At 66.5% G+C, this 25012-nt stretch carries 24 protein-coding genes and 1 riboswitch; of the genes, 12 read left to right on the forward strand and 12 right to left on the reverse strand.

Annotated elements, in window-relative coordinates:
• Positions 1 to 23 precede the first annotated feature (23 nt).
• Genes gspL through PX653_RS23640 form a run of 7 tightly spaced genes read left to right on the forward strand, consistent with a single transcriptional unit; the run spans position 24 to position 8049 of the window.
• On the forward strand, positions 24 to 1259 hold the full coding sequence (gene gspL / locus PX653_RS23610) for a type II secretion system protein GspL (RefSeq protein WP_277415120.1): 1236 nt from the start codon (positions 24 to 26) through the stop codon (positions 1257 to 1259).
• Complete coding sequence (locus PX653_RS23615; RefSeq protein ID WP_277415121.1) at positions 1256 to 1774, forward strand: type II secretion system protein M; 519 nt, start codon at positions 1256 to 1258, stop codon at positions 1772 to 1774. The genes gspL and PX653_RS23615 overlap by 4 nt, the downstream gene beginning before the upstream one ends.
• Entirely contained in the window at positions 1771 to 2544 is a 774-nt protein-coding gene (gspN, locus tag PX653_RS23620; RefSeq protein ID WP_277415122.1) for a type II secretion system protein N, read from the forward strand. Before PX653_RS23615 ends, gspN begins: the two co-directional genes overlap by 4 nt.
• Complete coding sequence (gene gspD, locus PX653_RS23625; protein ID WP_277415123.1) at positions 2544 to 4739, forward strand: type II secretion system secretin GspD; 2196 nt, start codon at positions 2544 to 2546, stop codon at positions 4737 to 4739. Before gspN ends, gspD begins: the two co-directional genes overlap by 1 nt.
• Positions 4739 to 6157 carry a type II secretion system ATPase GspE gene (gspE, locus tag PX653_RS23630; protein WP_277415124.1) on the forward strand — a complete coding sequence of 473 codons (1419 nt, stop codon included), beginning with the start codon at positions 4739 to 4741 and terminating at the stop codon, positions 6155 to 6157. The genes gspD and gspE overlap by 1 nt, the downstream gene beginning before the upstream one ends.
• 19 nt (positions 6158 to 6176) lie before the next feature.
• The gene (gspF, locus tag PX653_RS23635) at positions 6177 to 7397 is read left to right on the forward strand and encodes a type II secretion system inner membrane protein GspF (protein WP_277415125.1); all 1221 of its coding nucleotides are present in this window, start codon (positions 6177 to 6179) and stop codon (positions 7395 to 7397) included.
• A gap of 13 nt (positions 7398 to 7410) precedes the next feature.
• On the forward strand, positions 7411 to 8049 hold the full coding sequence (locus tag PX653_RS23640) for a type II secretion system protein N (protein ID WP_277415126.1): 639 nt from the start codon (positions 7411 to 7413) through the stop codon (positions 8047 to 8049).
• Positions 8050 to 8302: 253 nt separating this feature from the next.
• On the opposite strand, the gene PX653_RS23645 is transcribed toward PX653_RS23640, so the two are convergent.
• The 9 genes from PX653_RS23645 to PX653_RS23685 all read right to left on the reverse strand — a co-directional run bounded on the left by PX653_RS23645 (position 8303) and on the right by PX653_RS23685 (position 16378).
• Positions 8303 to 8515, reverse strand: a complete 213-nt coding sequence (locus PX653_RS23645) for a hypothetical protein (protein WP_277415127.1) — start codon at positions 8513 to 8515, stop codon at positions 8303 to 8305.
• Positions 8516 to 8532: 17 nt separating this feature from the next.
• Positions 8533 to 9867 (reverse strand): ATP-dependent protease ATPase subunit HslU, encoded by a 1335-nt coding sequence (gene hslU, locus PX653_RS23650; protein WP_277418649.1) that lies wholly within the window; start codon positions 9865 to 9867, stop codon positions 8533 to 8535.
• A 16-nt stretch (positions 9868 to 9883) separates the two neighbouring features.
• Positions 9884 to 10420, reverse strand: a complete 537-nt coding sequence (gene hslV / locus PX653_RS23655; protein WP_107144197.1) for an ATP-dependent protease subunit HslV — start codon at positions 10418 to 10420, stop codon at positions 9884 to 9886.
• 94 nt (positions 10421 to 10514) lie between these two features.
• The gene (locus tag PX653_RS23660) at positions 10515 to 11831 is read right to left on the reverse strand and encodes an STAS domain-containing protein (protein WP_277415128.1); all 1317 of its coding nucleotides are present in this window, start codon (positions 11829 to 11831) and stop codon (positions 10515 to 10517) included.
• Positions 11832 to 11917: 86 nt separating this feature from the next.
• Positions 11918 to 12367, reverse strand: coding sequence for an RNA polymerase-binding protein DksA (dksA, locus tag PX653_RS23665; protein WP_277415129.1), 450 nt, complete (start codon positions 12365 to 12367; stop codon positions 11918 to 11920).
• Positions 12368 to 12462: 95 nt separating this feature from the next.
• Positions 12463 to 13527, reverse strand: a complete 1065-nt coding sequence (locus PX653_RS23670; protein WP_277415130.1) for a CobW family GTP-binding protein — start codon at positions 13525 to 13527, stop codon at positions 12463 to 12465.
• Between the two features lie 93 nt (positions 13528 to 13620).
• A complete protein-coding gene (locus tag PX653_RS23675; protein ID WP_277415131.1) occupies positions 13621 to 14559 on the reverse strand; it encodes a tyrosine recombinase XerC in 939 nt (312 codons plus the stop codon).
• 1 nt (position 14560) lies between these two features.
• The gene (locus tag PX653_RS23680; RefSeq protein ID WP_277415132.1) at positions 14561 to 15232 is read right to left on the reverse strand and encodes a DUF484 family protein; all 672 of its coding nucleotides are present in this window, start codon (positions 15230 to 15232) and stop codon (positions 14561 to 14563) included.
• A 90-nt stretch (positions 15233 to 15322) separates the two neighbouring features.
• Entirely contained in the window at positions 15323 to 16378 is a 1056-nt protein-coding gene (locus PX653_RS23685; RefSeq protein ID WP_277415133.1) for a porin, read from the reverse strand.
• Between the two features lie 441 nt (positions 16379 to 16819).
• On the opposite strand from PX653_RS23685, the gene PX653_RS23690 reads away from it, so the two are divergent.
• Positions 16820 to 18103: an SEL1-like repeat protein gene (locus PX653_RS23690; RefSeq protein WP_277415134.1), complete on the forward strand. Its 1284-nt coding sequence runs from the start codon at positions 16820 to 16822 to the stop codon at positions 18101 to 18103.
• A gap of 10 nt (positions 18104 to 18113) precedes the next feature.
• Here the strand turns inward: PX653_RS23690 and dapF are convergent, their stop codons facing one another.
• The 3 genes from dapF to PX653_RS23705 are packed head-to-tail and all read right to left on the reverse strand — an operon-like array spanning position 18114 to position 20724.
• Entirely contained in the window at positions 18114 to 18977 is an 864-nt protein-coding gene (gene dapF / locus PX653_RS23695) for a diaminopimelate epimerase (RefSeq protein ID WP_277415135.1), read from the reverse strand.
• A complete protein-coding gene (locus tag PX653_RS23700) occupies positions 18974 to 19870 on the reverse strand; it encodes an LpxL/LpxP family acyltransferase (protein ID WP_277415136.1) in 897 nt (298 codons plus the stop codon). The genes dapF and PX653_RS23700 overlap by 4 nt, the downstream gene beginning before the upstream one ends.
• Positions 19867 to 20724 carry a lysophospholipid acyltransferase family protein gene (locus tag PX653_RS23705; protein ID WP_277415137.1) on the reverse strand — a complete coding sequence of 286 codons (858 nt, stop codon included), beginning with the start codon at positions 20722 to 20724 and terminating at the stop codon, positions 19867 to 19869. Before PX653_RS23705 ends, PX653_RS23700 begins: the two co-directional genes overlap by 4 nt.
• A 195-nt stretch (positions 20725 to 20919) precedes the next feature.
• Between PX653_RS23705 and metK the strand changes: the two genes are divergently transcribed.
• The 4 genes from metK to metF all read left to right on the forward strand — a co-directional run bounded on the left by metK (position 20920) and on the right by metF (position 24958).
• Positions 20920 to 22089: a methionine adenosyltransferase gene (gene metK, locus PX653_RS23710; protein WP_277415138.1), complete on the forward strand. Its 1170-nt coding sequence runs from the start codon at positions 20920 to 20922 to the stop codon at positions 22087 to 22089.
• 103 nt (positions 22090 to 22192) lie between these two features.
• Positions 22193 to 22267: riboswitch (S-adenosyl-L-homocysteine riboswitch) on the forward strand.
• A 26-nt stretch (positions 22268 to 22293) separates the two neighbouring features.
• Positions 22294 to 23709 carry an adenosylhomocysteinase gene (gene ahcY / locus PX653_RS23715; protein WP_277415139.1) on the forward strand — a complete coding sequence of 472 codons (1416 nt, stop codon included), beginning with the start codon at positions 22294 to 22296 and terminating at the stop codon, positions 23707 to 23709.
• Between the two features lie 75 nt (positions 23710 to 23784).
• Positions 23785 to 24135, forward strand: a complete 351-nt coding sequence (locus PX653_RS23720; RefSeq protein ID WP_277415140.1) for a phage holin family protein — start codon at positions 23785 to 23787, stop codon at positions 24133 to 24135.
• The gene (gene metF / locus PX653_RS23725; protein ID WP_277415141.1) at positions 24128 to 24958 is read left to right on the forward strand and encodes a methylenetetrahydrofolate reductase [NAD(P)H]; all 831 of its coding nucleotides are present in this window, start codon (positions 24128 to 24130) and stop codon (positions 24956 to 24958) included. The genes PX653_RS23720 and metF overlap by 8 nt, the downstream gene beginning before the upstream one ends.
• Positions 24959 to 25012: the final 54 nt, after the last annotated feature.

Raw genomic sequence — 25012 nt, forward strand, 5'->3', positions numbered from 1 at the left:
GACAAAGAAGAAGGCAAACGGTTTTGACGACTCTTTATATCAGCTATCCGGCCCGCGCGGCCGCCAACGACGCAGGGGCGGCGCAAAGCTGCGCCTTCGCGCTGGTGGGCGACGGCGGCAACGTGGCGCAGCAGGGCAGCGGCGCGCTGTCCAAGCTGGCCGACCTGGTGGCGGCGGCGCGCAAGGTCGTGCTGCTGCTGGCAGCGGCCGACGTCACGCTGCTGCGCGTGGCCGTGCCGCCGCTGTCGGGCGCGCGCCTGAAGGCGGCGCTGCCGAACCTGGTCGAGGAACAGATCCTGGGCGACCCGGCCGAGTGCGTGCTGGCCATCGGCCCGGCCCAACCGGGCGTGGCCGAGCGCACCGTTGCCGTCGTCCAGCGGGCCTGGCTGGAAGTGCTGGTGCGCGCGCTGGTGGCGCAAGGCGCCCGCAGCATCAGCGCGCTGCCGGGCCAACTGTGCCTGCCGCTGGCGCCGGGCGGTGTCTCGGCCGCGCTGCTGCACGACGAAGCGGGACTGGAACTGACCCTGCGCGCGGCGCAGTACGAAGGCATGGGCCTGACCTTGCCGGCACAACCCGACAGCGCGCTGCACACGCTGCGCGCGCTGGCCGGCGAAGCGCCAATCACGCTGTACGTCGCGCCCGCCCAGCGCGCGCAATACGAAGCGCCGGCGGCCGCCATCCCTGGCATCGTGCTGGAAGAGGACAATTGGGTGCACCGCATCGCGGCCGCGCAGGCCGTCCAGCTGGACCTGGCGTCCGGCCTGGGCGCGGCCAGCGGCGCGCGGGCGCGCGAATGGCGCCGCTGGCGCTGGCCGCTGCGCCTCGCGCTGCTGGCGGTTCTGGTCAATATCGTCGGCCTGAACGTGGAATGGCTGCGCATGAAGCGCGAGGCCGATGCCGTGCGCCAGTCGATGACGCAGATCTTCCGCGCCGCCTACCCGAACGAGAAGGTGATCCTCGACCCGGCCGCGCAGATGCGCAAGAATATCGCGCGCGCCAAGGCGGCCAGCGGCGAGATGGCGGGCGATGAGTTCACCGCGCTGGCTGCCGCGCTGGGCGAGGCGCTGCAGGCGCTGCCGCGCCGCGACGTCGTCGCCAGCCTGGAATACCGCGAGCGCACGCTGACCGTGCGGCTGAAGCCGGACAGCGTCGACGCGGGCGCGCTGGCGCAAGTGCAGGCGCAGCTGGCGCCGCGCAAGCTGGCATTGAAGGAAGCCGGCGCCGGTGTCTGGCAACTGCGCGCGGGAGGAGGAGCATGAGCAAACTGACCGATACGATCAAGGGCTGGCGCGAGGGCGCAGCGGCGTTCTGGGGCGCCCGCACGGAGCAGGAGCGCCGCTTCCTGGCCGTGGGTGGGGCCGTCGTGGGGCTGGGCCTCGTCTACGGCCTGCTGATCGATCCCGCGCTGACGGGCCGCGCCCAACTGCGCCGCGAGCTGCCGCTGCTGCGCCAGGAAGCGGCCGAGCTGCAGGCACTGGCCACGCAGGCTTCGCAGCTGTCGGCCCAGCCGCCGGCGCCGGCCGCGGCGCTGACGCGCGACGCGCTGAACGCCGTACTGGCCAGTCGCGGGCTGACCCCGCAGAACCTCGTGGCCACCGGTGAGTACTACAAGATCGAGTTCAAGGGCGTGCCCTTCGCCGGCCTGGTCACGTGGCTCGACGACGCCCGGCGCGAGAACCGCATCGCGGTGCAGGACGGCACCTTTACCGCACAGGACACGGCAGGCATGGTCGATGCGACCGTCACGCTGCGCCAGTACACGGGCAGCCGATGAAACGTGTCATCCTGTGGCTGCTGGCCATCGTCGTCACGGCCGTGCTGACCTTGCTGGTCTTCTTTCCCGCCGCGTGGGTTGCCGTGCTGGTGGAGCGGCAGACCGGCGGTCGCCTGACCTTGGGCGATGCCCAGGGCACGCTGTGGCACGGCTCGGCCTTCGTCGGCGGCGCGGCCAGTGCCGGCGGGGCCGTTACGCCGCTGCTGCCGGGCCGCTTCACGTGGCGCCTGTCACCGCTGTCGCTGCTGGGCAGCGTGCGCCTGGAGTTGTCCAACCCGCAGGCGCTGACGCAACCCGTCCTCTGCACGGGCAGCTGGCGCCAGTGGCAGCTGAGCCCCGCGGCGCTGCTGCTGCCGGCGGACGGCCTGTCCGGCCTGGGCGCGCCGCTCAATACGCTGGCGCTGTCCGGCCGCCTGCAGCTGGCGTGGACGTCGCTGCAACTGGCGCTGGCAGAGCGCACGGTGGCCGTGGACGGCCGTACCACGCTGCAGATGCAGGACGTGTCGTCGCGCCTGACGCCGATCCGGCCGCTGGGCAGCTACCAATTGGCACTGGACTGGCGCGGGCAGCAGGCCGGCGTCACGCTCAGTACCACCAAGGGACCGTTGCTGTTGTCCGGCACGGGCCAGTTGCAGAACGGCCGGCTGCAGTTCTCCGGCCAGGCCGAAGCGGCCAACGGCTACGAAGAAACGCTGGGCAACCTGCTCAACCTGCTGGGCCAACGCCGCATGGTCGGCGGCAAAAACATCATCGCTTTAGAGTTCAGATAATGAAAAAACAGTTTGCAAGCAAATCCCATCTTCCCGCGCACAAGCGCGTCAGTGCCGCGGCGCTGCTGTGCTGCATGCTGTGCTCCGCCGTCGCCCCGGCCTTCGCCGCGCCGCAGCCGGCCGCCGAAGCCGATGCGGCGGCGCTGAACTTCGTCGGTGCCGACATCGAGGCGGTCATCAAGGCGGTGGGCCACTACACCAACATCACGTTCCTGATCGATCCACGCGTCAAGGGCACGATCACGCTGGTGTCGGAAAAATCGATCAGCAAGTCGCAGGCATTCGCCCTCCTGACTTCCGCGCTGCGCCTGCAGGGTTATGCCATCGTCAGCGGCGACGGCTATGCCAAGGTGGTGCCGGAAGCGGAAGCGAAGCTGCAGGCCACGCCGACGATCGTGGGGCGGCAGGTCGCGCCGAAGGGCGACCAGATCGCCACCCAGGTGTTCCACCTGGCGCACGAATCGGCCGCGAACCTGGTCAGCGTGCTGCGCCCGCTGATCTCGACCAACAACACCATCAATGCCAACCCGGGCAACAACTCGCTCGTCATCACCGACTATGCGGACAACCTGAAGCGGCTGGCCAAGATCGTCGCCGCGCTGGACGCGCCGGCCAATACGGACATGGACGTGATCCCCGTCCGCCATGGCATCGCCAGCGACGTCGCCGCGATGATCAACAAGATGATGGAACCGGGCAGCGGCGCCGACAGCGGCCGCGTCACGGTGCTGGCCGATCCGCGCACCAACGCGCTGATCCTGCGCGCGCCGTCGGTGGCAAGGGCTAACCTGGCCAAGTCGCTGATCGCCAAGCTGGACCAGCCGACGACGGAGCTGGGCAACGTGCACGTGGTCTACCTGAAGAACGCCGACGCCACCAAGCTGGCCGAGACGCTGCGCGCGGTGACGACGGGCGAGGCACCGTCCAGCACGGGCGGCAGCGCCAACAGCGCGGTGGGCAACAACCAGGCCACGATGCAGACGGGCGCCAACAACACCATCGGCCAGTCCGGCACGGGTGGCTCGACGGGGCCGACGAATCCGGCGCTGTCAGCGTCCGGCAGCGGCCGCGGCACCGGCGGCGCGACGGGCGGCGGCGGCTACATCCAGGCCGACGCGTCGACCAACACGCTGATCATCACGGCACCGGAGGCGATCTACCGCAACCTGCGCGCCGTCATCGACCAGCTGGACGTGCGCCGCGCGCAGGTCTATATCGAGGCCCTCATCGTCGAGGTCAACGCCGACAAGGCGGCCGAATTCGGCGTGCAGTGGGTCGGCGCTTCCGGCGACGGCAACAGCACCTACCGTGTAGGCGGCCTGCAGTCCTTCGCCAACGGCGGCAACAACCTGGTCAACATCTACAACGGCACGGCGCCCAGCAACGGCCTGTCGGTCGGCATCTTCAAGCAGCTCGCCAACGGCAAGCTGGGACTGGGCGCGCTGGCGCACCTGCTGGAGACGAACGCCAACGGCAACGTGCTGTCGACGCCGAACATGATCACGCTGGACAACGAGGTCGCATCGATCCGCGTGGGCCAGAACGTGCCGATCCTGACGGGCCAGTTCACGACGACCTCCGGCACCAACAGCAACCCATTCCAGACCATCGACCGCAAGGACGTGGGCCTGACCCTGAAGGTGAAGCCGCAGATTTCCGAGGGCGGCACGATCAAGCTGGCGATCTACAACGAATCGTCCAGCGTGGCGCCGTCCGCCGATACCACCGCCGGCATCATCCTGAACACGCGCGTGATCGAGAACAACGTCATCGCCGACGATGGCCAGATCATCGTGCTGGGCGGCCTGATCGAGGACAAGGCCAGCGACAGCGTCGAACGCGTGCCGGGCCTGGCCAGCTTGCCCGTGCTGGGCAACCTGTTCAAGTACAACAAGCGCAGCCGCACCAAGACCAACCTGATGGTGTTCCTGCGCCCGGTCGTCATCCGCAACATGGAGCAGAGCATCAGCCTGGCCACGGACCGCTACGACTACATGCGTTCGGCCGGCGCCAGCTTGACGCCGAACGAGGCGATCCTGGTGAAACAGCTGGGCAATCCGATGCTGCCGCCGCTCGTCAACGGCAGCCCGGCCAGCCCGGACGGCACGCTGGCGCGGCCGGTGCCCCCCGCCGCAGTGCCCGCGCGCGCGCCCGGCGCCGCCGAACCCGTACCGGCGCAGCCAGGGAAGCAGTGATGAACAACCTGTTGCCCTATGCCTTCGCACGGGACTACCTCGTGCTGGCACGCAGCGGCGAGCGGGACGACACCGTGCAGGTGCTGGTGTCGAACGCGACGACGCCGGCCGCGATCGCCGAGGTGTCGCGCCGCTTCGGCCGCATCCAGCTGACGGCCATGCCCCGCGCCGAGCTGGAAGCGGCCATCGCGTCGGCCTATGCCGGCGCGGGCGGCGACGTGTCGCAGGTGGCCGACGAATTCGACGCCGACCTCGATCTCACCAAGCTGCTGCAGGACGTGCCGGCCATCGAGGACCTGCTGGAATCGTCCGACGACGCGCCTGTCATCCGCATGATCAACGCGCTGTTGACGCAGGCGCTGCGCGACGGCGCCTCCGATATCCACGTGGAGCCGTTCGAGCAGATTTCCGTGGTGCGCTTCCGCGTCGACGGCGCGCTGCGCGACATCGTCAAGCCGAGAAAAGCCATCCACGGCTCGCTGATCTCGCGCATCAAGATCATGGCGCAGCTGGACATCGCGGAAAAACGCCTGCCGCAGGACGGCCGCATCACGCTGCGCGTGGGCGGCAAGCCGGTCGACGTGCGGGTCTCGACGCTGCCGACGGGGCACGGCGAACGCGCCGTGCTGCGTTTGCTGGACAAGGAAGCGGGCCGCCTCGACCTGAACCACCTGGGCATGAGCGCGCCGATGCTGCAAGAGTTCAACGGCCTGCTGGCGCAGCCGCACGGCATCGTGCTGGTGACGGGGCCGACCGGCTCGGGCAAGACGACGACCTTGTACGCCGCGCTGTCGCTGCTGAACTCCACCACGACCAACATCCTGACGGTGGAAGACCCGATCGAGTACGACCTGGCCGGTGTCGGCCAGACGCAAGTCAACGCCCGCATCGACATGACGTTCGCGAAAGCCTTGCGGGCGATCCTGCGGCAGGACCCGGACGTCATCATGATCGGCGAGATCCGCGACCTGGAAACGGCGCAGATCGCCGTGCAGGCCTCGCTGACGGGCCACCTGGTACTGGCCACGCTGCACACCAACGACGCCGCATCGGCCGTCACGCGTCTCCTGGACATGGGCATCGAGCCGTTCCTGCTGTCGTCGTCGCTGCTGGGCGTGCTGGCCCAGCGCCTCGTGCGCAAGCTGTGCCCCGCCTGCAAGACGCACGAAGGCGGCACGTGGCACGCGGTCGGCTGCGACGCCTGCGGGCACACGGGCTACCAGGGCCGCGTCGGTATCTACGAACTGCTGCAGACGACGGACCGGATCCGCGCGCAGATCCACGACCGCTCGTCCGAGGCGGAGATCCGCACGACGGCGCTGGGCGACGGCATGAAGACGATGCGCGACGACGGCGAACGCTGGCTGGCCGACGGCACGACGACGCTGGCCGAGCTGCTGCGCGTGGCGAAGGATTGATCGCGGTGGAGACTGACTGATGCCGGCATTCCGATACGAAGCCGTCGACGCGGGCGGCGCCACCAAGAAGGGCGTCGTCAACGCCGACAGCGCGCGCTCGGCGCGGGCCGACCTGCGCGGCCAGGGCCTGGTGCCGCTCAAGGTGGACGCCATCTCGACGCAGGTCGATGCCAGCGGCGCGACCAGGCGTCGCGGCCTGGGCGAGAAGCTGTCGACCACCGAGCTGGCGCTGTTTACGCGTCAGATGGCCAGCCTGCTGGAAGCGGGCCTGCCGCTGGAGCAGGCCTTTACCGCGCTGCTGGAACAGGCCGAACGGCCGTACGTGCGCGACCTGATCGCGTCGATCCGCTCGGAGGTCATCGGTGGCGCGGCGCTGTCGGACGTGCTGGGCCGCCATCCGCGCGACTTCGCCGAGATCTACCGCGCGCTGGTGGCTTCCGGCGAGCAGATCGGCCAGCTCTCGCGCGTGCTGTCGCGCCTGGCCGACTACATCGAGCGGCGCAACGCGCTGGTGCAGAAGGTCAAGCTGGCGTTCACCTATCCGGCCATCGTCACGGTGGTCGCCTTCGCCATCGTCATCTTCCTGCTGACGTACGTGGTGCCGCAGATCGTCTCGGTGTTCGCCAACACCAAGCAGAAGCTGCCGCTGCTGACGGTGATCATGCTGGCGGTGTCCGATTTCGTGCGGCATTACGGCATCTTCCTGGCGGTGCTGCTGGTCGGGGCCTGGGTCATGTGGCGCAAGGCACTGCAGAACATCGCGCTGAAGACGCGCTGGCATACGTGGCTGCTGACGGCGCCGCTGTACGGCAAGTTCGAGCGCAGCCTGAACACGTCGCGCTTTGCCAGCACGCTGGCCATCACGACGGGCTCCGGCGTGCCGATCCTGCGCGCGCTGGAGACGAGCCGCGACACGCTGTCGAACGTGGCGATGCGCCAGCTGGTGGAGGAAGCCAGCGACGCGGTGCGCGAGGGCGTCAGCCTGGCCCGCGCGCTGTCGGCGCAGAAGCACTTCCCGCCGATGCTGATCCACATGATCCGCGCCGGCGAGATCACGGGCGAGCTGCCCGCGATGCTCGAACGCGCGGCCGCCGCGCAGGAAGCGGACCTGGAACGGCGCACGCTGACGATCGCCGGCCTGCTCGAACCCGCGCTGATCCTGGCGATGGGCGTGGTGGTGCTGCTGATCGTGCTGGCCGTGCTGATGCCGATTATCGAAATCAATCAGCTGGTGCGCTGAAGATGGAACCCGTATGAACCGTTTGCCTTTCGTAGCATCCGTCGCCGCCGTCGTGGCGCTGACGGCTTCCGTGGCCTACTGGGGCCTGCAACTGTACAAGCCGGCGCAGCGTCCCATCGCGGCCGTGCCGGTGCTGGAAACGCCACCCGCACTGATCGATACGGCGCGCGGCCTGTTCGGCGGCGAGACGGCCGTTGCCGCCGTCAGCACGTACCAGCTGCGCGGCGTCGTCGCGGCCCGCAATGGCCAGCGCAGCGTGGCGATCATCGCGGCCAACAACGAGGCGCCGCAGGCGTACCCGGTCGGCGCCGAGCTGGCGCCGGGCGTGCTGGTGAAGGACGTCCAGCCGCGCTACGTGACGCTGTCCGAAGGCGGGGTGCAGAAGCGCCTTGAGCTGCCGGCAGACACGGGCGTGTCGATGACGACCGCCGCGCCGCTGCCGGACGTCAACCGGGGTGCGGCACCGCCGCAGCCGATACCCGGCAGCCAGGCGGCCCAGCCGCAGGGGCAGATGGCGCAACCGGTGCAGCCAGTGCAGGCGCCATCGGCCACGCCGATGGTCGCGCCACCGCCTGGCACGCCCGTGGGGCCGCCGGGCCAGGTGGCACCGGTGCAGTCGGCGCCGGCGCAGCGTACCGCCACGGGACAATAAGAATGGGGTCTGTCCCGCAGGGGACTGACCCTGGTTTTTATCGCGGAACCATGCAAATCGTGCGATAAAAACCGGGGTCAGCCGGATCGCCGGACCGCCCAAAAAACGGGACAGACCCCAAGCGAGCGTCTGTTCTTTGCACGCACAAAAAGGCCTTAACTTAGCGGCATCAGGGACTGATCCCGAAGTTTGACGGCATTTCCTGGAGTTTGAAACGAACTTCAGGGTCTGTCCCCATGCGGGGACAGACCCTTTACAAGTCAGGCGCCTGCTCCTCCGGGTCCGGCTTCAGCTTGGCCTTGGCAAGCGCCCGCTTCGCGGCCTGCCGCTCGGCGGACTTGCTGCGCTCGTGCGGGCCGGCGGCGCGTGCCTTGGCCAGCGCCGCGAACGGGTTGCGCGGCGCGCCTTGCGATGGCTCGACGCGGATGCGCATCTTCTGCCGGGTTGCCAGTGCCTTGTTTGCCATCGCAGGCGCCTCCTTCCTTACAGTACGTAGCGCGACAGGTCTTCGTTGACGGCCAGCGCATCGAGCCGCTGGTTGACGTAGGCCGCGTCGATGACGATGGTCTTTTCCTGGCGGTCGGCCGCGTCGAACGAGATCTCCTCCAGCAGCTTTTCCATCACCGTGTACAGCCGGCGCGCGCCGATGTTTTCCGTGCGCTCGTTGACCTGGAACGCGATTTCGGCCAGGCGCGTGATGCCGCTCGCGTCGAACTGCAAGGTCAGCCCTTCGGTCGCCAGCAGCGCTTCGTACTGGCGCGTCAGGCACGCGTCCGTGCTGGTCAGGATGCGCTCGAAGTCGGCGATCGACAGCGACTCCAGCTCGACGCGGATGGGGAAGCGGCCCTGCAGCTCGGGAATCAGGTCGGACGGCTTGGCCAGGTGGAACGCGCCGGAAGCGATGAACAGGATGTGGTCCGTCTTGATCATGCCGTACTTCGTGTTGACGGTCGTGCCCTCGACCAGCGGCAGCAGGTCGCGCTGCACGCCGGCGCGCGAGACGTCGGCGTTGCCCGTCTCCGAGCGCGACGCGATCTTGTCGATCTCGTCCAGGAACACGATGCCGTTCTGCTCCACGTTCTGGATGGCCTTCTGCTTCATCTCGTCCTCGTTGACGAGCTTCGCGGCTTCCTCGTCCACCAGCAGCTTCAGCGCCTCGCGGATCTTGACCTTGCGGGCCTTCTTGCGCCCGCCGCCCACGCCGGAGAACATCGACTTGATCTGCTCCGTCATCTCTTCCATGCCGGGCGGCGCCATGATTTCCATCTGCGGCGACGGCTCGGCCAGTTCGATCTCGATTTCCTTGTCGTCCAGTTCGCCCATGCGCAGGCGCTTGCGGAACGTCTGGCGGGTACCGTCGGCGGCCGACGGTTCGGACGACGCATCGCGGAAGCCGAAGTCGCGCGGCGGCGGCAGCAGGATGTCCAGCACGCGGTCTTCCGCCGCATCCTCGGCCCGCAGCCGCACCTTGGCCATCTCGGCCTGGCGGGTCTGCTTGACGCCGATGTCGATCAGGTCGCGGATGATGGTGTCGACGTCGCGGCCCACGTAGCCCACCTCGGTGAACTTGGTGGCTTCGATCTTGATGAACGGCGCATCGGCCAGCTTGGCCAGGCGGCGGGCGATCTCGGTCTTGCCGACGCCCGTGGGACCGATCATCAGGATGTTCTTCGGCGTGATCTCGTGGCGCAGCGGTTCCTCCACCTGCTGGCGGCGCCAGCGGTTGCGCAGCGCGATGGCAACGGCGCGCTTGGCCTTGCCCTGGCCGACGACGTGCTTGTCGAGTTCACCGACGATTTCCTGCGGCGTCATGTTCATATGGGTCATTGTCGTCTCAGTCCAGGGTTTCGATGATGTGGGAGAGGTTGGTGTAGATGCACAGCTCGCCGGCGATCGTCAGCGACTTCTTGACGATGTCGGCCGGTGCCAGTTCCGTGTTCTCGAACAGCGCCTTGGCGGCCGACTGGGCATACACGCCGCCCGAGCCGATCGCCCCGATGCCGTCTTCCGGCTCCAGCACATCGCCGTTGCCCGTGATGATCAAGGTCGATTCCGCATCGGCCACCAGCAGCATCGCTTCCAGTCGGCGCAGCACGCGGTCGGTGCGCCAGTCCTTCGCCATCTCGACGGAGGCGCGCAGCAGGTTGCCCTGGTGCTTCTCCAGCTTGGCCTCGAAGCGGTCCAGCAAGGTAAACGCGTCAGCGGTACCGCCCGCGAAACCGCACAGCACTTTGCCCTGGTACAGCTTGCGAACCTTGCGCGCCGTGCCCTTCATGACGATATTGCCCAGCGTTACCTGGCCATCGCCGCCCAGCGCCACCTGCTTGCCCCGGCGGACGGACAGGATCGTGGTACCGTGAAATTGTTCCATAAATGCCTCAAAAGAAATGACGCGAATCGTCGTCCAGCGGCAAAAATGGGGCTGGACGACGAAATTGCAAGCCAGCAGCAGAGACGCCCGGCAGTCAGTAGCGGTGCGGAAACAGCCGTGCCACGTCGGCAAATCCCAGCAGCCGCAGCACTGCCGCCACCAGGTGGTTCAGCTCGCGCAGCTCGATCCTGCGCGGACCGTTTTCCGCAGCCAGCACACGCAGGCAGGCCAGCAACTGGTTGCCGCCAGCGAAGTCGACGCGCAGCAGGTGCGAACAGTCGAACACCAGTGCCGTACCCTGTCCAGCATAGGCGCGAATCGCCGCCAGTAAAGGTGCCGTGTCGCCTTCGATGACTTGCGGCAGCATGTAGCGATCCGTCGGCGGCGCGCTGGCCTGGCGTGGCGTGCTGGCCACATTGCCCGGTGCGACAAAGGCCGGCGGCGACATCTCGAACGTCACGCAATAATCCATTGCCGTTTCCTCGAACGCCTTTTCGCGGTTCAGCAGGCGCAGCAGTTCAAGCAGCAGCAGCCACGGGGCCTCGCCTTCATCGCGCCGGCCGACGTCCAGTAAGGCGCGCAGCTGGCCGACCAGTTCCTCGGCGCCGGCCAGCAGCAGTTCGCGCTGCGGCGCCACGGCGCGCAGCGCCTCGAGCAGGGCAGGACAGCCGGCCGGAGTGACGGCCTGCACACGGCTGAAGTCCACCCGCAGTACCGGCGCCGTCGCGGCCGCGCGCAGCCGCTCGGCCTGGGGCAGGACGCGCTCGTCCAGTACGCCGCTGAACTGCACGGTAGGGGCCACGCCGCTGTAGCTGTCGCCGTTGCCGGTCGGTGGCGGTTGCCATGTGGGCGGCGAGGTTTCAAACGTGCTGGCGTAATCGATGGCCAGGTCGTCGAAGGCTTCCTGTTCCCCCAGCACGTGGTAGAGGTCGAACAGCATCCACCACGCGGTACGGTCGCGCCGGCCTGCCGGGTGGGCGTCGTCCGCCACGGCGGCAGAGAGCAACTGGCGGGCGGCATCATGGTCCCCGCCGGCATACAGCAGGGCCGCTTCCTCGACCACTGGCGCGCGCTCGGCTGCCGCCGCCTCGGCCGGGGTTTCGTCCTCGCCCAGCAGTTCCGTGACTGCGCCATCCAGCAGCGGCAGCGTGTTGCCGTCCTGGCGGTCCGGCGTGGGGGCCGGACGCGGCGGGCGGCGAAACGCGGGTTCCGGATCGTCGAACATGTCGGCGGCCATGGCGGCTTCGATGGCGTCGATCTTCAGGGCCGTGGCGCGGGCGATGTCGCGCTGCAGGTCGGCTTGCACCCGCTGCCGCTGCAGCTCGCTGTTGGCGGACAGGCGGGCGAGCACCTCGTCTTCATCGACGATATCGTCCGGCCTGGCTTTCCTGAAGCGCGACAGTAGTCCCATGCGTGATCCGATGCTGATGTCTTCCGCGATTGTAGCGGGCACAAAAAAAGCATGCCGCGGCATGCTTTTCTTGTCGGTGGCGGGAATCAGTCGCCGTACAGCTTCTGCTTCAGCTCGCGGCGCTGCTGCGCCTCCAGCGACAGCGTGGCCGTCGGGCGCGCGATCAGGCGGGGAATGCCGATCGGCTCGCCGGTTTCCTCGCACCAGCCGTATTCGCCGTTTTCGATGGCGACGAGCGACTGCTGCACCTTCTTCAGCAGCTTGCGCTCGCGGTCGCGCGTGCGCAGTTCCAGCGCGTGCTCTTCCTCGATCGTGGCGCGGTCGGCGGGATCGGGTACCAGCACGGTTTCGCGCAGGTGCTCCGTGGTCTCGCCCGCGTTTTTCAGCAGCTCTTTCTCCAGCGCCTGGAGGCGCGCCTTGAAGAAGGCCATCTGTGCCGGGTTCATGTAGTCCTTCTCGCCCATCGCGAGAATTTCTTCTTCGGTGAGCAATGGAGCTTCTGCAGCCGCGGGGGTCGATTTATTTGTTTTGGTCATGACTTCGCTTACCTTCGATACGACAGAGTTTTCAAATCCAGCCGGTCGGCCGTGGCGGCCTGGACCTGGCTCGGCCCCACAAAAACCGGGTTAGTTTATACCAAACATTGTTCCAGGCCGCGAACAAAGATGTCTTTTGGCAGATTTTTACCGATAAACACCATTTTGCTGCCGCGAACGTCGTTTTCGCCCCATTTGGCGCCCAGATCGCTGCCCATCAACTGGTGCACACCCTGGAACACCACCTTGCGCTCGGCGCCCTGCATCCACAATACGCCTTTGTAGCGCAACATGCGAGGCCCATACACATTGACGAGCCCGCCAAGGAATTCGTCCAGCTTGGCGGAGTCGAACGGGCGCTCGCACTTGAACACGAATGCCGCGATCTCGTCGGTATGGTGGGCATTGTGGTGGTCGTGCGCGTGCGAGGGATGATTGCAGTGTTCGCCGTGCTCGTGCTCATGGTCGTGCGCATGTTCGTGATGCGCATGATCGTGTTCCTCGGCTGCCAGGAAGTCGGGATCGAGCTCCAGCTTTTCGTTCAGGTTGAAGCCCTTCAGGTCCAGCACTTCCGTGATCGGCGCGTTGCCGAAGTCGGAACGGCCGATCGGCGCGCGCGGGTTGATGCGCTTCAGGCGTGCCGTCAACGCGGCGACGGCTTCGTCGTCGACCAGGTCGGTCTTCGACAGCAGGATCTTGTCGGCAAAGCCCACCTGGCGCTGCGCTTCCTCGTTGTCGTCCAGTTGCTGCATGGCATGGCGGGCATCCACGACGGTGACGATGGCATCGAGCAAGTAGTTGCTGCCCACTTCCTCGTCGATGAAGAAGGTCTGCGCCACCGGACCCGGATTGGCCAGGCCGGTCGTTTCGATGACGACGCGGTCGAACGCGATCTCGCCGGCCGCGCGCTTCTTCGCCAGGTCGGACAGGCCGATGATCAGGTCGCCGCGCACGGTGCAGCAGATGCAGCCGTTGTTCATCTCGACGATCTGCTCGCGGCTTTCCTGCACGAGGATTTCGTTGTCGATGTTTTCCTGGCCGAATTCGTTCTCGATGACGGCGATGCGCATGCCGTGCTGCTCGCGCAAGATGCGATTGAGCAACGTGGTTTTGCCGGCGCCCAGGAAGCCGGTGAGAATGGTGGTCGGGATCAATGACATGGCAAATACCGGTAACAGAATCGGACGATTATGCCGGAATTTCAATATTGCTGTCCAACCCCGATTTTGATCCGGATCGGGGGGCGCGGCAATCTACCTGGCGCGCGGATGGGCCTTGTCGTACACCTGCGCCAGGTGCTGGAAATCGAGCGCCGTGTACACCTGGGTGGACGTGATGCTGGCATGGCCCAGCATTTCCTGCACGGCGCGCAGGTCGCCGGACGACTGCAGCACGTGCGACGCGAACGAGTGGCGCAGCATGTGCGGATTCACGTGCATGGGTGCACCCGTCGCCAGCGCATGGGCTTTCAGCCGCGTCTGCACGACGCGCGGCGATATGCGGGTGCCCCGTTCGGACAGGAACAGCGCGGCGCTGCCGTCGGCGGGTGCCGGGCGCACCTGCAGCCACGCCGCGATGGCGGCCAGGGCCGCGCCGCCGACCGGCACGCTCCGCATCTTGCTGCCCTTCCCGGTAACGATCACTTCGCCGTTGTCGCGCTCCAGCCAGCCGGCCGACGCGGGTGCGCTGCCGTCGCCCTTGCGATAGTGCGCATCCAGGCTGCACAGTTCGGAGACGCGCAGGCCGCTGGAATACAGCAGCTCGAACATGGCCGTGTTGCACAGCTCGGCAGGCGTGGGGGCGGCGGCGGCCTTGCGGGCCGGCGTGGCGACCAGTTGCACGGCATCGTCGACGGACAAGGCCTTGGGCAGGGACTTCGCGCGTTTCGGCGCACGCACGCCCTCGACGGGATTGGCAGGCAGGTCGACGTGCTCGGCCAGCCATTCGAAGAAACCGCGCCAGGCCGACAGCTTGCGGGCGATGGTGCGGCCGTCCTGCCCGGCAGCATGGAGTCTGGCAGCGCAGCGGCGGATATCGGCACTGCCGATGGCGGCCCAGTCGCGGCCGTCGGTCAGGCGCGCCAGTTCGGCAAGGTCGCGGCCGTAGGCGGCCAAGGTATGGGGCGACAGCTTGCGCTGCGTGGCCAGGTGGACGAGCCAGGCGGCCGTCCGGCTGCCGGCCGCGTCCGTCATGTCAGGCCAGCAGCGGGGCCAGCGCGACGCTGGCCGTTTCGCCGATGTGCACGAGGAAATCGGTGGCCATCAGCGACGTGAAGCGTTCCGCGTCGGGCGAGCCCATGATCAGCAGGCCGAAGGCAGAACCCTTGGTGCCGGGAGCGCGCAGCGCCACGATTACGGCCGACTTGATGGACGCTGGGTCGTCCAGCCAGCGCACGGCCTCGAAATCGTTGTTGCTGCCGCAGTAGGGCGCCTGCAGGCCGTTGGCGAACAGGCGGGCATCCTCGGACACGCCGGCGGCAAACCACTCGTCCTGGTATTGCGGCGCGACGTTGAACAGGCGCAGCGTGGCGGCCGGCACGTTGAAACTCGTCTTCAAGCCTTCAGTGACGGCGCGGGGCATGCCGGCGACGTCGTGCTCGCGCAGCAGCGACTGGTTCCAGCTGTGGAAACGGTTGGCGATGGCCTGGTTTTCCTGGGCGTTGCGGTTCAGTTCCGCCAGGCGCAGCTCCAGCGTCTTGTACTTCTCACGCATCACTTCCATCTGCCGTTCCTGCAGCGACACGGCGCGGCCCGTCAGCGGGCTGGACAGGCGAACGTCCCCCAGCAGGTTGGCGTGCTCTTCGAAGAAATGGGGATGGTCCGCCAGGTAGCGGGCGACGGCGGTGGAGTCCAGGGTAGCGGTCATTGTTGTCACATCGGATAAAGCCAGGCCACATTTTACCCGAGAGGCAACAAAAAAGACGCCCGCAGGCGTCTTTTTCGGCACGGCGGGACATCAGAAGTTGTGGTGGATGCCCAGTGCGTAGTGATTCTGCTCCACGTCGTTGCGCGCGGCCGGCGTGAACGGCGTCTTCTTCTGCGACAGGTCGACGTACAGGTAGGTGCGCGGCGACAGGCTGTGTTCGTAGCCGACGGAGGCCTGCTTCGTCTTCAGCACGCCATCGGGCGTCTTCTGGCCGTAGCCGATCAGCCACTTGCCCGGCCCGACCGTGTAGTTGGCGCCCACGATCCACGCATCCGTGTCCGGATTGATCAGCATCGTGTGGCTCTGGTCCTGCTTCTGGTAGGACGCCATCAGCTTCAGCGCGGTGGTCGGCTTGTACGACGCGGCAACGGAGTACAGCTTGGTCTCCACGCCGTTGCGCTCGTGCGCCAGCATCGCCGCGAACGGGCCGTTGGTGTAGGTCGCGCTGATCGAATACGGGTTGGCCGACGCTTCCGAGTTGGCCGGATACTGTGGCGCCGCCGCCGTGCCACGGCCCACGATGACCGGATTGCCGTTGGCCTCCTTGGTCGCGACCGTCACGTTCAGCTGGAAACCGTTCATCACGGGCGTGTTGTAGAACAGCGCATTGGAGAAGCGGTTCGCCGAGTTGCCGGCCGGGCCCAGCGGGTCGCTGGTATAGCCCGTCACCTGCAGGTTGGTCTGGTAGCCGGCCACGGCCGGGATGCCGGACCAGGGTTCGAAGGCGATGATGGATTCCTGGAATGCCGACAGGCCGCGGCCCAGGCGCACGGTACCGAAGGAACCCTGCAGGCCGACGCGGCTCTGGCCCTGGAACAGCGGGCGGCTGACGTTCTCCAGCGTGCCGGTGTCGGGTTCGTAGCGGATCTCCAGCTGGAACAGCGCCTTCAGGCCATTGCCCAGGTCCTCGACGCCGCGAAAGCCCAGTTTATTGTTGTCGCGCTTGCCGATCAGCGTCGCGTCGTTGGCCGTATGCGTCGTGCGGGAGATGCCGGCGTCCAGCGTACCGTAAATGGTCACCGACGATTGGGCAAAGGCGCTGCCGAATGCACCCGTCAGGGCAAGGGCCACCAGGGATTTCTTCATTTGATTGTCCTTATTAAATTATCGGTACAAATCCGAAAGCTCAGGAGTGCGTCTCAAACACTCGACTGACTGAAACATTAGTACATTGGTCGGTCAATCTCGCTGGATTGGTCGATTATGAGCATGGGTAATGGTGGAAAGAAAAGTAAACCTGACAGGTTGTTGTATTTTTGGAACGGTAGTTTTACGGTCCAAAGACGCAAGCAACGGTGCTCATCTCCTTTCATTGGTAAGGTAGGCATATCGCTAGCGTAGTCGCACTGCGGTCCCTGCCGGCTTGTGCCCGCGCAACGGCGCCCCAGGCTGGCGCCGGGATGTCGGCGCCGTGCAACATCGGCCGGCGAGATGCCGCCGTGTGCCGGGGCGCACGGCGTTACCAACGATAACAACAGAGACACTGGCCCGGATCGACGGGCAAAGCTCGATATCGACGCAACGCTTATGGCCAATCGTGAGGAACTGGCATTGATTCGTGGGGCACGGTCGGGAGACGCCGCGTGCCAACTGGCATTGGGCCGGATCTATTTGCGCGGGAGCGCCAGCTTGCCGCTGAGCCTGCCGACGGCGCTGCACTGGCTGTCCCGCGCCGCGCGGCAAGGCAGCGCCGATGCCTGCCTGCTGATCGGCGGCGCGATTCCCTATGCGGAAGCGGCACGGTATCGCGACAGCGTACTGCCGGCCTACGCCCGGGCCACTGCGGCGGGCCTGCCGCAGGCCGTACGCGTGTTTGCCCGGATGTTGCTGCAGCCGCCTGCCGTGGCCGATCCGGTCCAGCGCGCGCAGGCTTGCCGTGCGCTGGAACCGCTGGCGGCGCGCGGCGATGCCGAGGCGGCCGCCTTGTGCGTGCAGCTGCGCCACATCCCTGCGCCCGCCAAGGCCCACCCTATCCCGGAGCCGACGCCGAAGCAACCAGCGTCCGTCACCGGGCGGGACCAGGAGCCCTTGGCGCGGGCGGGCGCCGCAGGGGATAGCGGTGCCCAACTGGCGCTGGGGCTGCAACTGGCGGGGATGGACCGGTCCGGCAACCGGCTGGCCGGCGTAACGGTGCAGTTCAAGCGTGCCATCCGCTGGCTGACGCGGGCGGGCGAGCAGGGCCAGGCCGATGCCTGGTTCGCGCTGGCGCGCATCTACGGCAACGGCGGCTGCTCGCAGCGCAGCGCGGCCGAGGCGCAGGCCTGCCTGGAGCGGGCGGCCCATCTGGGCCATGCGCAGGCGCAACTGGAATGCGGCTTGCAGGCCTGGCGCCAGCGCCGCGACGACGCGCAGCACGACGTGCGTGCACTTGACTGGCTGCAGCGGGCAGCGGCGCAGGGCTGCGCCGAAGCGCACGCGGCGCTGTCGCGCATTGCACCACAGCCGGCCGGAGCGGCGTGGGCGGCCCAACTGGCGCCGCGCCTGACACGGGAGCAATTGGCCAGCCAGCCGCTGCTCGCGGCGCGGGTGGCACTGGCGGCCCAGTTCCACTTGAGCCGCGCGGAAGCGCTATTGCTGGACGTGCAGGCGGCCGACCGGGGCCATTGCCTGGTCGTCGATATCCGCGCCGTCTATGGGCGCAGCCGGCGCCGGCTGGTGCCGATCCGCACGGCGCGGCAGCGCCAGGCGCTGGACCGGGCGGTGCGCGTGTTCGAGCGCTTCGACACCCGGATGGAGGGCAACTACCGCCAGCGCCTGTACCGCCTCAAGACGTGGCTGGCACGCGGCGAGGGAGCGCTGCTGGCGGCCTGATCCGCCTGAGTTACAGCTCGATTTCGCCTTCGAACACCGTGACGGCCGGGCCCGTCAGGTAGACGGGCTGGCCTTCGCCGGCCCATGCGATGGAGAGCTGGCCGCCGCGCGCGTCCACCCGCACCGGAGAATCCAGCAGCCCGCGGCGGATGCCGGCCACGGCGGCCGCGCAGGCGCCCGTGCCGCAGGCCAGCGTTTCGCCGGCGCCGCGCTCGAACACGCGCAGGCGGATGTGCTGGCGATCGACGACCTGCATGAAGCCCGCGTTGACGCGCTTCGGGAAGTGCGGGTGCAGTTCGATCAGCGGACCGGTCAGCTCGACGGGCGCCGTGTCGATATCGGCCACCACCTGGACCGCATGGGGATTGCCCATCGACAGGACCGACACCAGCACGGTTTCCTTTTCGCCGGCCAGTTCCAGCACCAGCGGCCACAAGGTGTCCTGCCCCTGCGGCTGGCCCTGCAGGCCTTCCGTGTCGAACGGCACCAGGGCCGGCTCCAGCACGGGCGCGCCCATGTCCACCGTGACGCTGCCGTCATCCTCCAGGCGCGGCGCGATGACGCCGGCCATCGTCTCGACGGCGATGCTGCGGCGGTCCGTCAGGCCCTTCTCGGCGACGAACTTGGCAAAGGCGCGGGCGCCGTTGCCGCATTGCTCCACTTCGCCGCCATCGCTGTTGAAGATACGGTAGCGGAAATCGCAGCCGGGCTGCGTGGACGGTTCCACGACCAGCATCTGGTCGGCACCGATGCCGAAACGGCGGTCGGCCAGCGCCTGCCACTGGGCGGGCGAGAAGTCGATCCGCTGGTTGATGGCGTCGATGACAACGAAATCGTTGCCCGCGCCATGCATCTTGGTGAATTTCAGTTTCATCGTTTATTCGAGTAGAAAGACGGTTCGCCGTTCGGCCGGGTCTTGAAGCGTTTATGGGTCCAGAAATACTCGGCCGGCGCCTCGCGCACGCGCTCCTCGATGAACTCATTCATCCGGCGCGTCGCCGCCACCATGTCGGGCCCGGGGTAATTGTCCCACACGGGATAGAACTTGACGCGCCAGCCCCGGTAGCCCGGCAGGAATGTGGCGATCACGGGCATCACCTGGGCGCCCGTCGTCGCGGCGATGCGGGCAGTGGCCGTCAACGTGGCTGCCTCGATGCCGAAGAATGGCACGAATTCCGCGTCCTTCTCGCCGAAGTCCATGTCCGGCAGCATGAAATACGGCAGGCGGTCGCGCAGCGCGCGCAGAATCGGCTTGATGCCGTCCTGGCGGGTAAACAGCTTGACGGGCTTGAAGCGGGCGCGGCCGGCACGCAGCACGGCATCGAACGCGGCATTCTTCTGTTGCACGTACATCGACGAGGCCGAGGCCTCCATGGCGATGGACGCGCCCGCCACGTCCAGGCACACGAAGTGCGGGCACAGCAGGATGGTCGGCTTTTCCGTCATCGCGGCAACGGGAATCTGCCCCGGCGGCATGCCCGCGCTCGTTTCGATGACGATCAGGCGGCGCAGCCGCGCCTCCGATGCCCACCACAGGATCGCCCGTTCTAACACGCTGCGCGAGTAGGCCTGGAAGTGTTGGCGCGCCAGGCGGCGGTGCTCGGCCTCGGACAGTTCCGGCAGGCACAGCCGCAGGTTCGTCAGCGCGATCTCGCGGCGCGGTCCCATGATCACGAACAGCAGGCTGCCGACCAGGTCGCCGAACCGGCCCAGCACGGGCAATGGCAGCCAGTGCAGCAACCACATGAATCCCAGCAGCAACTTCATGCGGCCTCCTGCGTGACAGTCGGACCGGCCACGCCCTTCGGCACCTTGTAGCGGTTATAGCTCCAGTAATACTGGGCAGGGCAGCCTGCGATCAGCTGCTCCATGGCCGCGTTGATGGCGCGCGCCTGCTGGGCATTGTCGCCGTCCAGCGAACCCGTGAAGGGGACGAAATGCAGCAGGAACCCCTTGCCGCGCGGCAGGCGTTCCGCGTAGGTCAGCAGGATCGGCGCATCGCCGCCCAGCTTGGCCATCTTGGCCGGCAACGTCATCGTGTAGGCGGGGCGGCCGAAGAAGTCCGCCCACACACCTTCGCCCTCCTGCGGCACCTGGTCGGGCAGGATGCCGACGGGCTTGCCCTGCTTGAGGAACTTGGCCAGCATGCGCACGCCGGACAGGTTGGCAGGCGCCAGCCGCAGGTTGCCGCGCGCGCGGGCCCCTTCCACCAGCGGCTTCATCGCGGCCTGTTTCGGCGGGCGGTACATGACCATCAGTTCGGTGTCGTGGGACACCCGTTGCGCGGTGATCTCGAAGCAGCCCAGGTGCGGCGTCAGGAACACGATGCCGCGGCCCGCCGCCAGGGTTTCCTCGACGATGCTGTAATCCTTGACGAACACGCGGCGGGCAATACGCTCGTCCGATGCGCACCAGATAAAAGGCAATTCGGCAATGGCTTTGCCGGCTTCCGCTACGGCTTGCGGCAAGGATGCGGCAAAACCGGCCTGCGTAATATTGTCGCGCATGCGGCGGCGATAGGACGGCGATAGCCAATATACTAGCCAGCCCAGCATGCTGCCGAGACAATGGAGTAGGGGCAGGGGAAAGATTGAAAAGAACCGGAATATTCGTAACAGCATGCGAGCGTATCCAGGAACAACACTTTTTGCGTTGCTCCACACAAAAATTTTGAAGAAGCGTAAAATACCACGTAGTAGGAACCGCTGAGTTAACAGACAACTTGCGACGCGGTATAAAAATTTCGCTAAAGCGTCGCAAGCCGTCTCTGGTTGTTGCGACAAAGCTTAACCACCAATCAGACTCAGGAGCTTGCAATGTCTTCCAACGATTACCTCTTCACTTCCGAATCCGTCTCGGAAGGCCATCCCGACAAAGTCGCGGACCAGATCTCCGATGCGATCCTCGACGCGATCCTGGCCCAGGATCCGAAAGCGCGCGTCGCTGCCGAAACCCTGTGCAATACCGGCCTTGTCGTGCTGGCCGGTGAAATCACCACGCACGCCAACGTGGATTATATTCAAGTGGCGCGCGAGACCATCAAGCGCATCGGTTACGACAACACGGAATACGGCATCGACTACAAGGGCTGCGCCGTGCTGGTCGCCTACGACAAGCAGTCGCCCGACATCGCCCAGGGCGTGGACGAAGGCGCCGGCCTGGACCTGGACCAGGGCGCCGGCGACCAGGGCCTGATGTTCGGCTACGCTTGCGACGAAACCCCGGAACTGATGCCTGCGGCAATCTATTACTCGCACCGCCTGGTCGAGCGCCAGTCGCAACTGCGCAAGGACGGCCGCCTGCCATGGCTGCGTCCGGACGCGAAGTCGCAGGTCACGCTGCGCTACGTCAACGGCCGCCCGGTGGCCGTGGATACCGTCGTGCTGTCGACCCAGCATGCCCCGGAAATGCTGCACAAGCAGATCGAGGAAGCCGTCATCGAGGAAATCATCCGTCCCGTGCTGCCGAAGGAATGGCTGTCGAACACCAAGTTCCTGGTCAACCCGACCGGCCGCTTCGTCATCGGCGGTCCGCAGGGCGACTGCGGCCTGACGGGCCGCAAGATCATCGTCGACACGTACGGCGGGGCCGCACCGCACGGCGGCGGCGCGTTCTCCGGCAAGGACCCGTCCAAGGTCGACCGTTCGGCAGCCTACGCGGCCCGCTACGTCGCCAAGAACGTCGTCGCGGCCGGCCTGGCGCGCCAGTGCCAGGTGCAAGTGTCGTACGCGATCGGCGTGGCCCGTCCGATCAATATCACCGTCTATACGGAAGGCACCGGCGTTATCTCGGACGAGAAGATCGCCGAGCTGGTGCATGAGCACTTCGACCTGCGTCCGAAAGGCATCGTGCAGATGCTGGACCTGCTGCGCCCGATCTACCAGAAGACGGCCGCATACGGCCACTTCGGTCGCGAAGAGCCGGAATTCAGCTGGGAACGCACGGACAAGGCCGCCGCGCTGCGCGCCGCCGCCGGCCTGTCGTAAGTACAGCCCGTGCAGCCAACAAAACCCGGGACAGACCCGGGTTTTGAGGCAACACCACAGAAAAACCGGACCGCGTTCCGGTTTTTTTGCGTTAGAATGCCCCTTCTCCGAGGAGCGTTGCGACGGACCCACTGCGGTCTGCCAGGCTCGGACACTTCTGCAACCGCGCTCACGTCAACTTTTTTCTAAACGAAAGGAGGCGTGATGAACGCCGCACTCAAAGACACCCAGGACTACATCATTGCCGACATCGGCCTGGCCGCATGGGGCGAAAAAGAAATCAAGATCGCCGAAACGGAAATGCCTGGCCTGATGGCCATCCGTGAGGAATTCGCCGCTGCCCAGCCGCTGAAGGGCGCCCGCATCACCGGTTCGCTGCACATGACGATCCAGACCGCCGTGCTGATCCGCACGCTGGAAGCGCTGGGCGCCAAGGTCCGTTGGGCCTCTTGCAATATCTACTCGACGCAGGACCACGCCGCCGCCGCCATCGCGGCCGTCGGCACGCCCGTGTTCGCCGTCAAGGGCGAGACGCTGGACGAGTACTGGGAATACACGCACCGCATCTTCGAATGGCCGGGCGAAGGCGTCTACTCGAACATGATCCTGGACGACGGCGGCGACGCCACGCTGCTGCTGCACCTGGGCGCGCGCGCCGAGCAGGACATCTCCCTGCTGGACAACCCGGGCTCGGAAGAGGAAATCTGCCTGTTCAACGCCATCAAGGCCCGCCTGAAGACGGACCCGACGTGGTACTCCAAGCGCCTGCCGGAAATCCTGGGCGTGACGGAAGAAACGACGACGGGCGTGCACCGCCTGTACCAGATGCACAAGGATGGCAAGCTGGCCTTCCCGGCCATCAACGTCAACGACTCCGTGACGAAGTCGAAGTTCGACAACCTGTACGGCTGCCGTGAATCGCTGGTCGACGGCATCAAGCGCGCCACCGACGTCATGATCGCCGGCAAGATCGCCGTCATCGCCGGTTATGGCGACGTGGGCAAGGGCTCGGCCCAGGCGATGCGCGCGCTGTCCGCCCAGGTGTGGGTCACCGAAATCGATCCGATCTGCGCGCTGCAGGCCGCGATGGAAGGCTACCGCGTCGTGACGATGGAGTACGCCGCCGAACACGGCGACATCTTCGTCACCTGCACCGGCAACTACCACATCCTCACCGAACAGCACATGCTGAAGATGAAGGACCAGGCCATCGTCTGCAACATCGGCCACTTCGACAACGAGATCGACGTCGCGTCGCTGAAGAAATATCAGTGGGAAAACATCAAGCCGCAGGTCGACCACGTCATCTTCCCCGATGGCAAGCGCATCATCCTGCTGGCCGAAGGCCGCCTGGTCAACCTGGGCTGCGGCACGGGTCACCCGTCGTACGTGATGAGCTCGTCGTTCGCCAACCAGACGATCGCCCAGATCGAGCTGTTCGCCAACACGGACAAGTACCCGGTCGGCGTCTACACGCTGCCGAAGCACCTGGACGAGAAGGTGGCACGCCTGCAGCTGAAGAAGCTGAACGCGCAGTTGACGACGCTGACGGAAGAGCAGGCCGCGTACATCAACGTGAAGGTCGAAGGTCCGTACAAGCCGGAGCACTATCGCTACTGATCGGCGAACAAGCCGGCGCAAGCCGGCTTTTTTTACACTTGCAAATTCTTCTCGCTTCCTGAAAGGCTTTTGTTCATGCGTCTGGTTCTGACCTGGTTCATCAATGCCGCGGCCCTGTTCGCAGTGCCTTACCTGATGCATTCCGTCGACGTCACGAGCGTCGGCGCAGCCCTGATTGCGGCGCTTGTCCTGGGCCTGGTGAACACGCTGATCCGCCCGCTGCTCCTGCTGCTGACTTTGCCCGTGACCGTGCTGTCGCTGGGCCTGTTCATCTTCCTCGTCAACGGTTTCCTGTTCTGGCTCGTGGCGCAATTCGTCAGCGGCTTCCATGTGACGGGATTCTGGGGCGCGGTCGGCGGCGCGTTGCTGTACAGCGTGATCTCCTGGGCCCTTTCCACATTGCTGTTGAAAGACGCCGATGACTGACCATAATTTTAGTATCGAGTTCTTCCCGCCCAAGACGGCGGAAGGGGCCGAAAAACTGCGCGCCACGCGCGCCAAGCTGTCCGAACTGCACCCGAAATATTTCTCCGTGACGTTCGGTGCCGGCGGCACCACCCAGCAGGGTACCCTGGACACCGTGCTGGAAATCCTGGCCGCGGGCGAAGATGCGGCGCCGCACCTGTCCTGCGTGGGCGGCACGCGTGAATCCATCCGTGCCATCCTCGACCAATACAAATCGCACGGCATCCGCCGCCTGGTCGCCCTGCGCGGCGACCTGCCGAGCGGCTACGGCGCGGCCGGCGAATTCCGCTATGCGAGCGAGCTGGTGGAATTCATCCGCGCCGAGACGGGCGACTGGTTCCGCATCGAAGTGGCCGCCTACCCGGAAGTCCATCCGCAGGCGAAGTCGCCGCAGGCCGACCTGGACGCGTTCGTGCGCAAGGTCAACGCCGGCGCCGATGCCGCCATCACGCAGTATTTCTACAACGCGGATGCGTATTTCCAGTTTGTCGAGCAGGCGCACAAGGCCGGTGTCACCGTGCCCATCGTGGCCGGCATCATGCCGATCACCAACACGACGCAGCTGATGCGCTTCTCCGACATGTGCGGCGCGGAAATCCCGCGCTGGGTGCGGCTGAAGCTGTCCAGCTTTGGCGACGACACCGCATCGATCAAGGCGTTCGGGTTGGATGTCGTGACGGCGCTGTGCGAGCGGCTGCTGGCCGGTGGTGCGCCGGGCCTGCATTTCTACAGCATGAACCAGGTGGCGCCGACGATGGCGCTGTGGCAGCGGCTGGTGAAGTAAGCTGCTTGACGACGGCGCGCCACAGCCAGGTGCCGAACCCAAGGCAACTGCCGG

The sequence above is a fragment of the Pseudoduganella chitinolytica genome, from assembly GCF_029028125.1.
Taxonomy (GTDB): Bacteria; Pseudomonadota; Gammaproteobacteria; order Burkholderiales; family Burkholderiaceae_D; genus Rugamonas; species Rugamonas chitinolytica.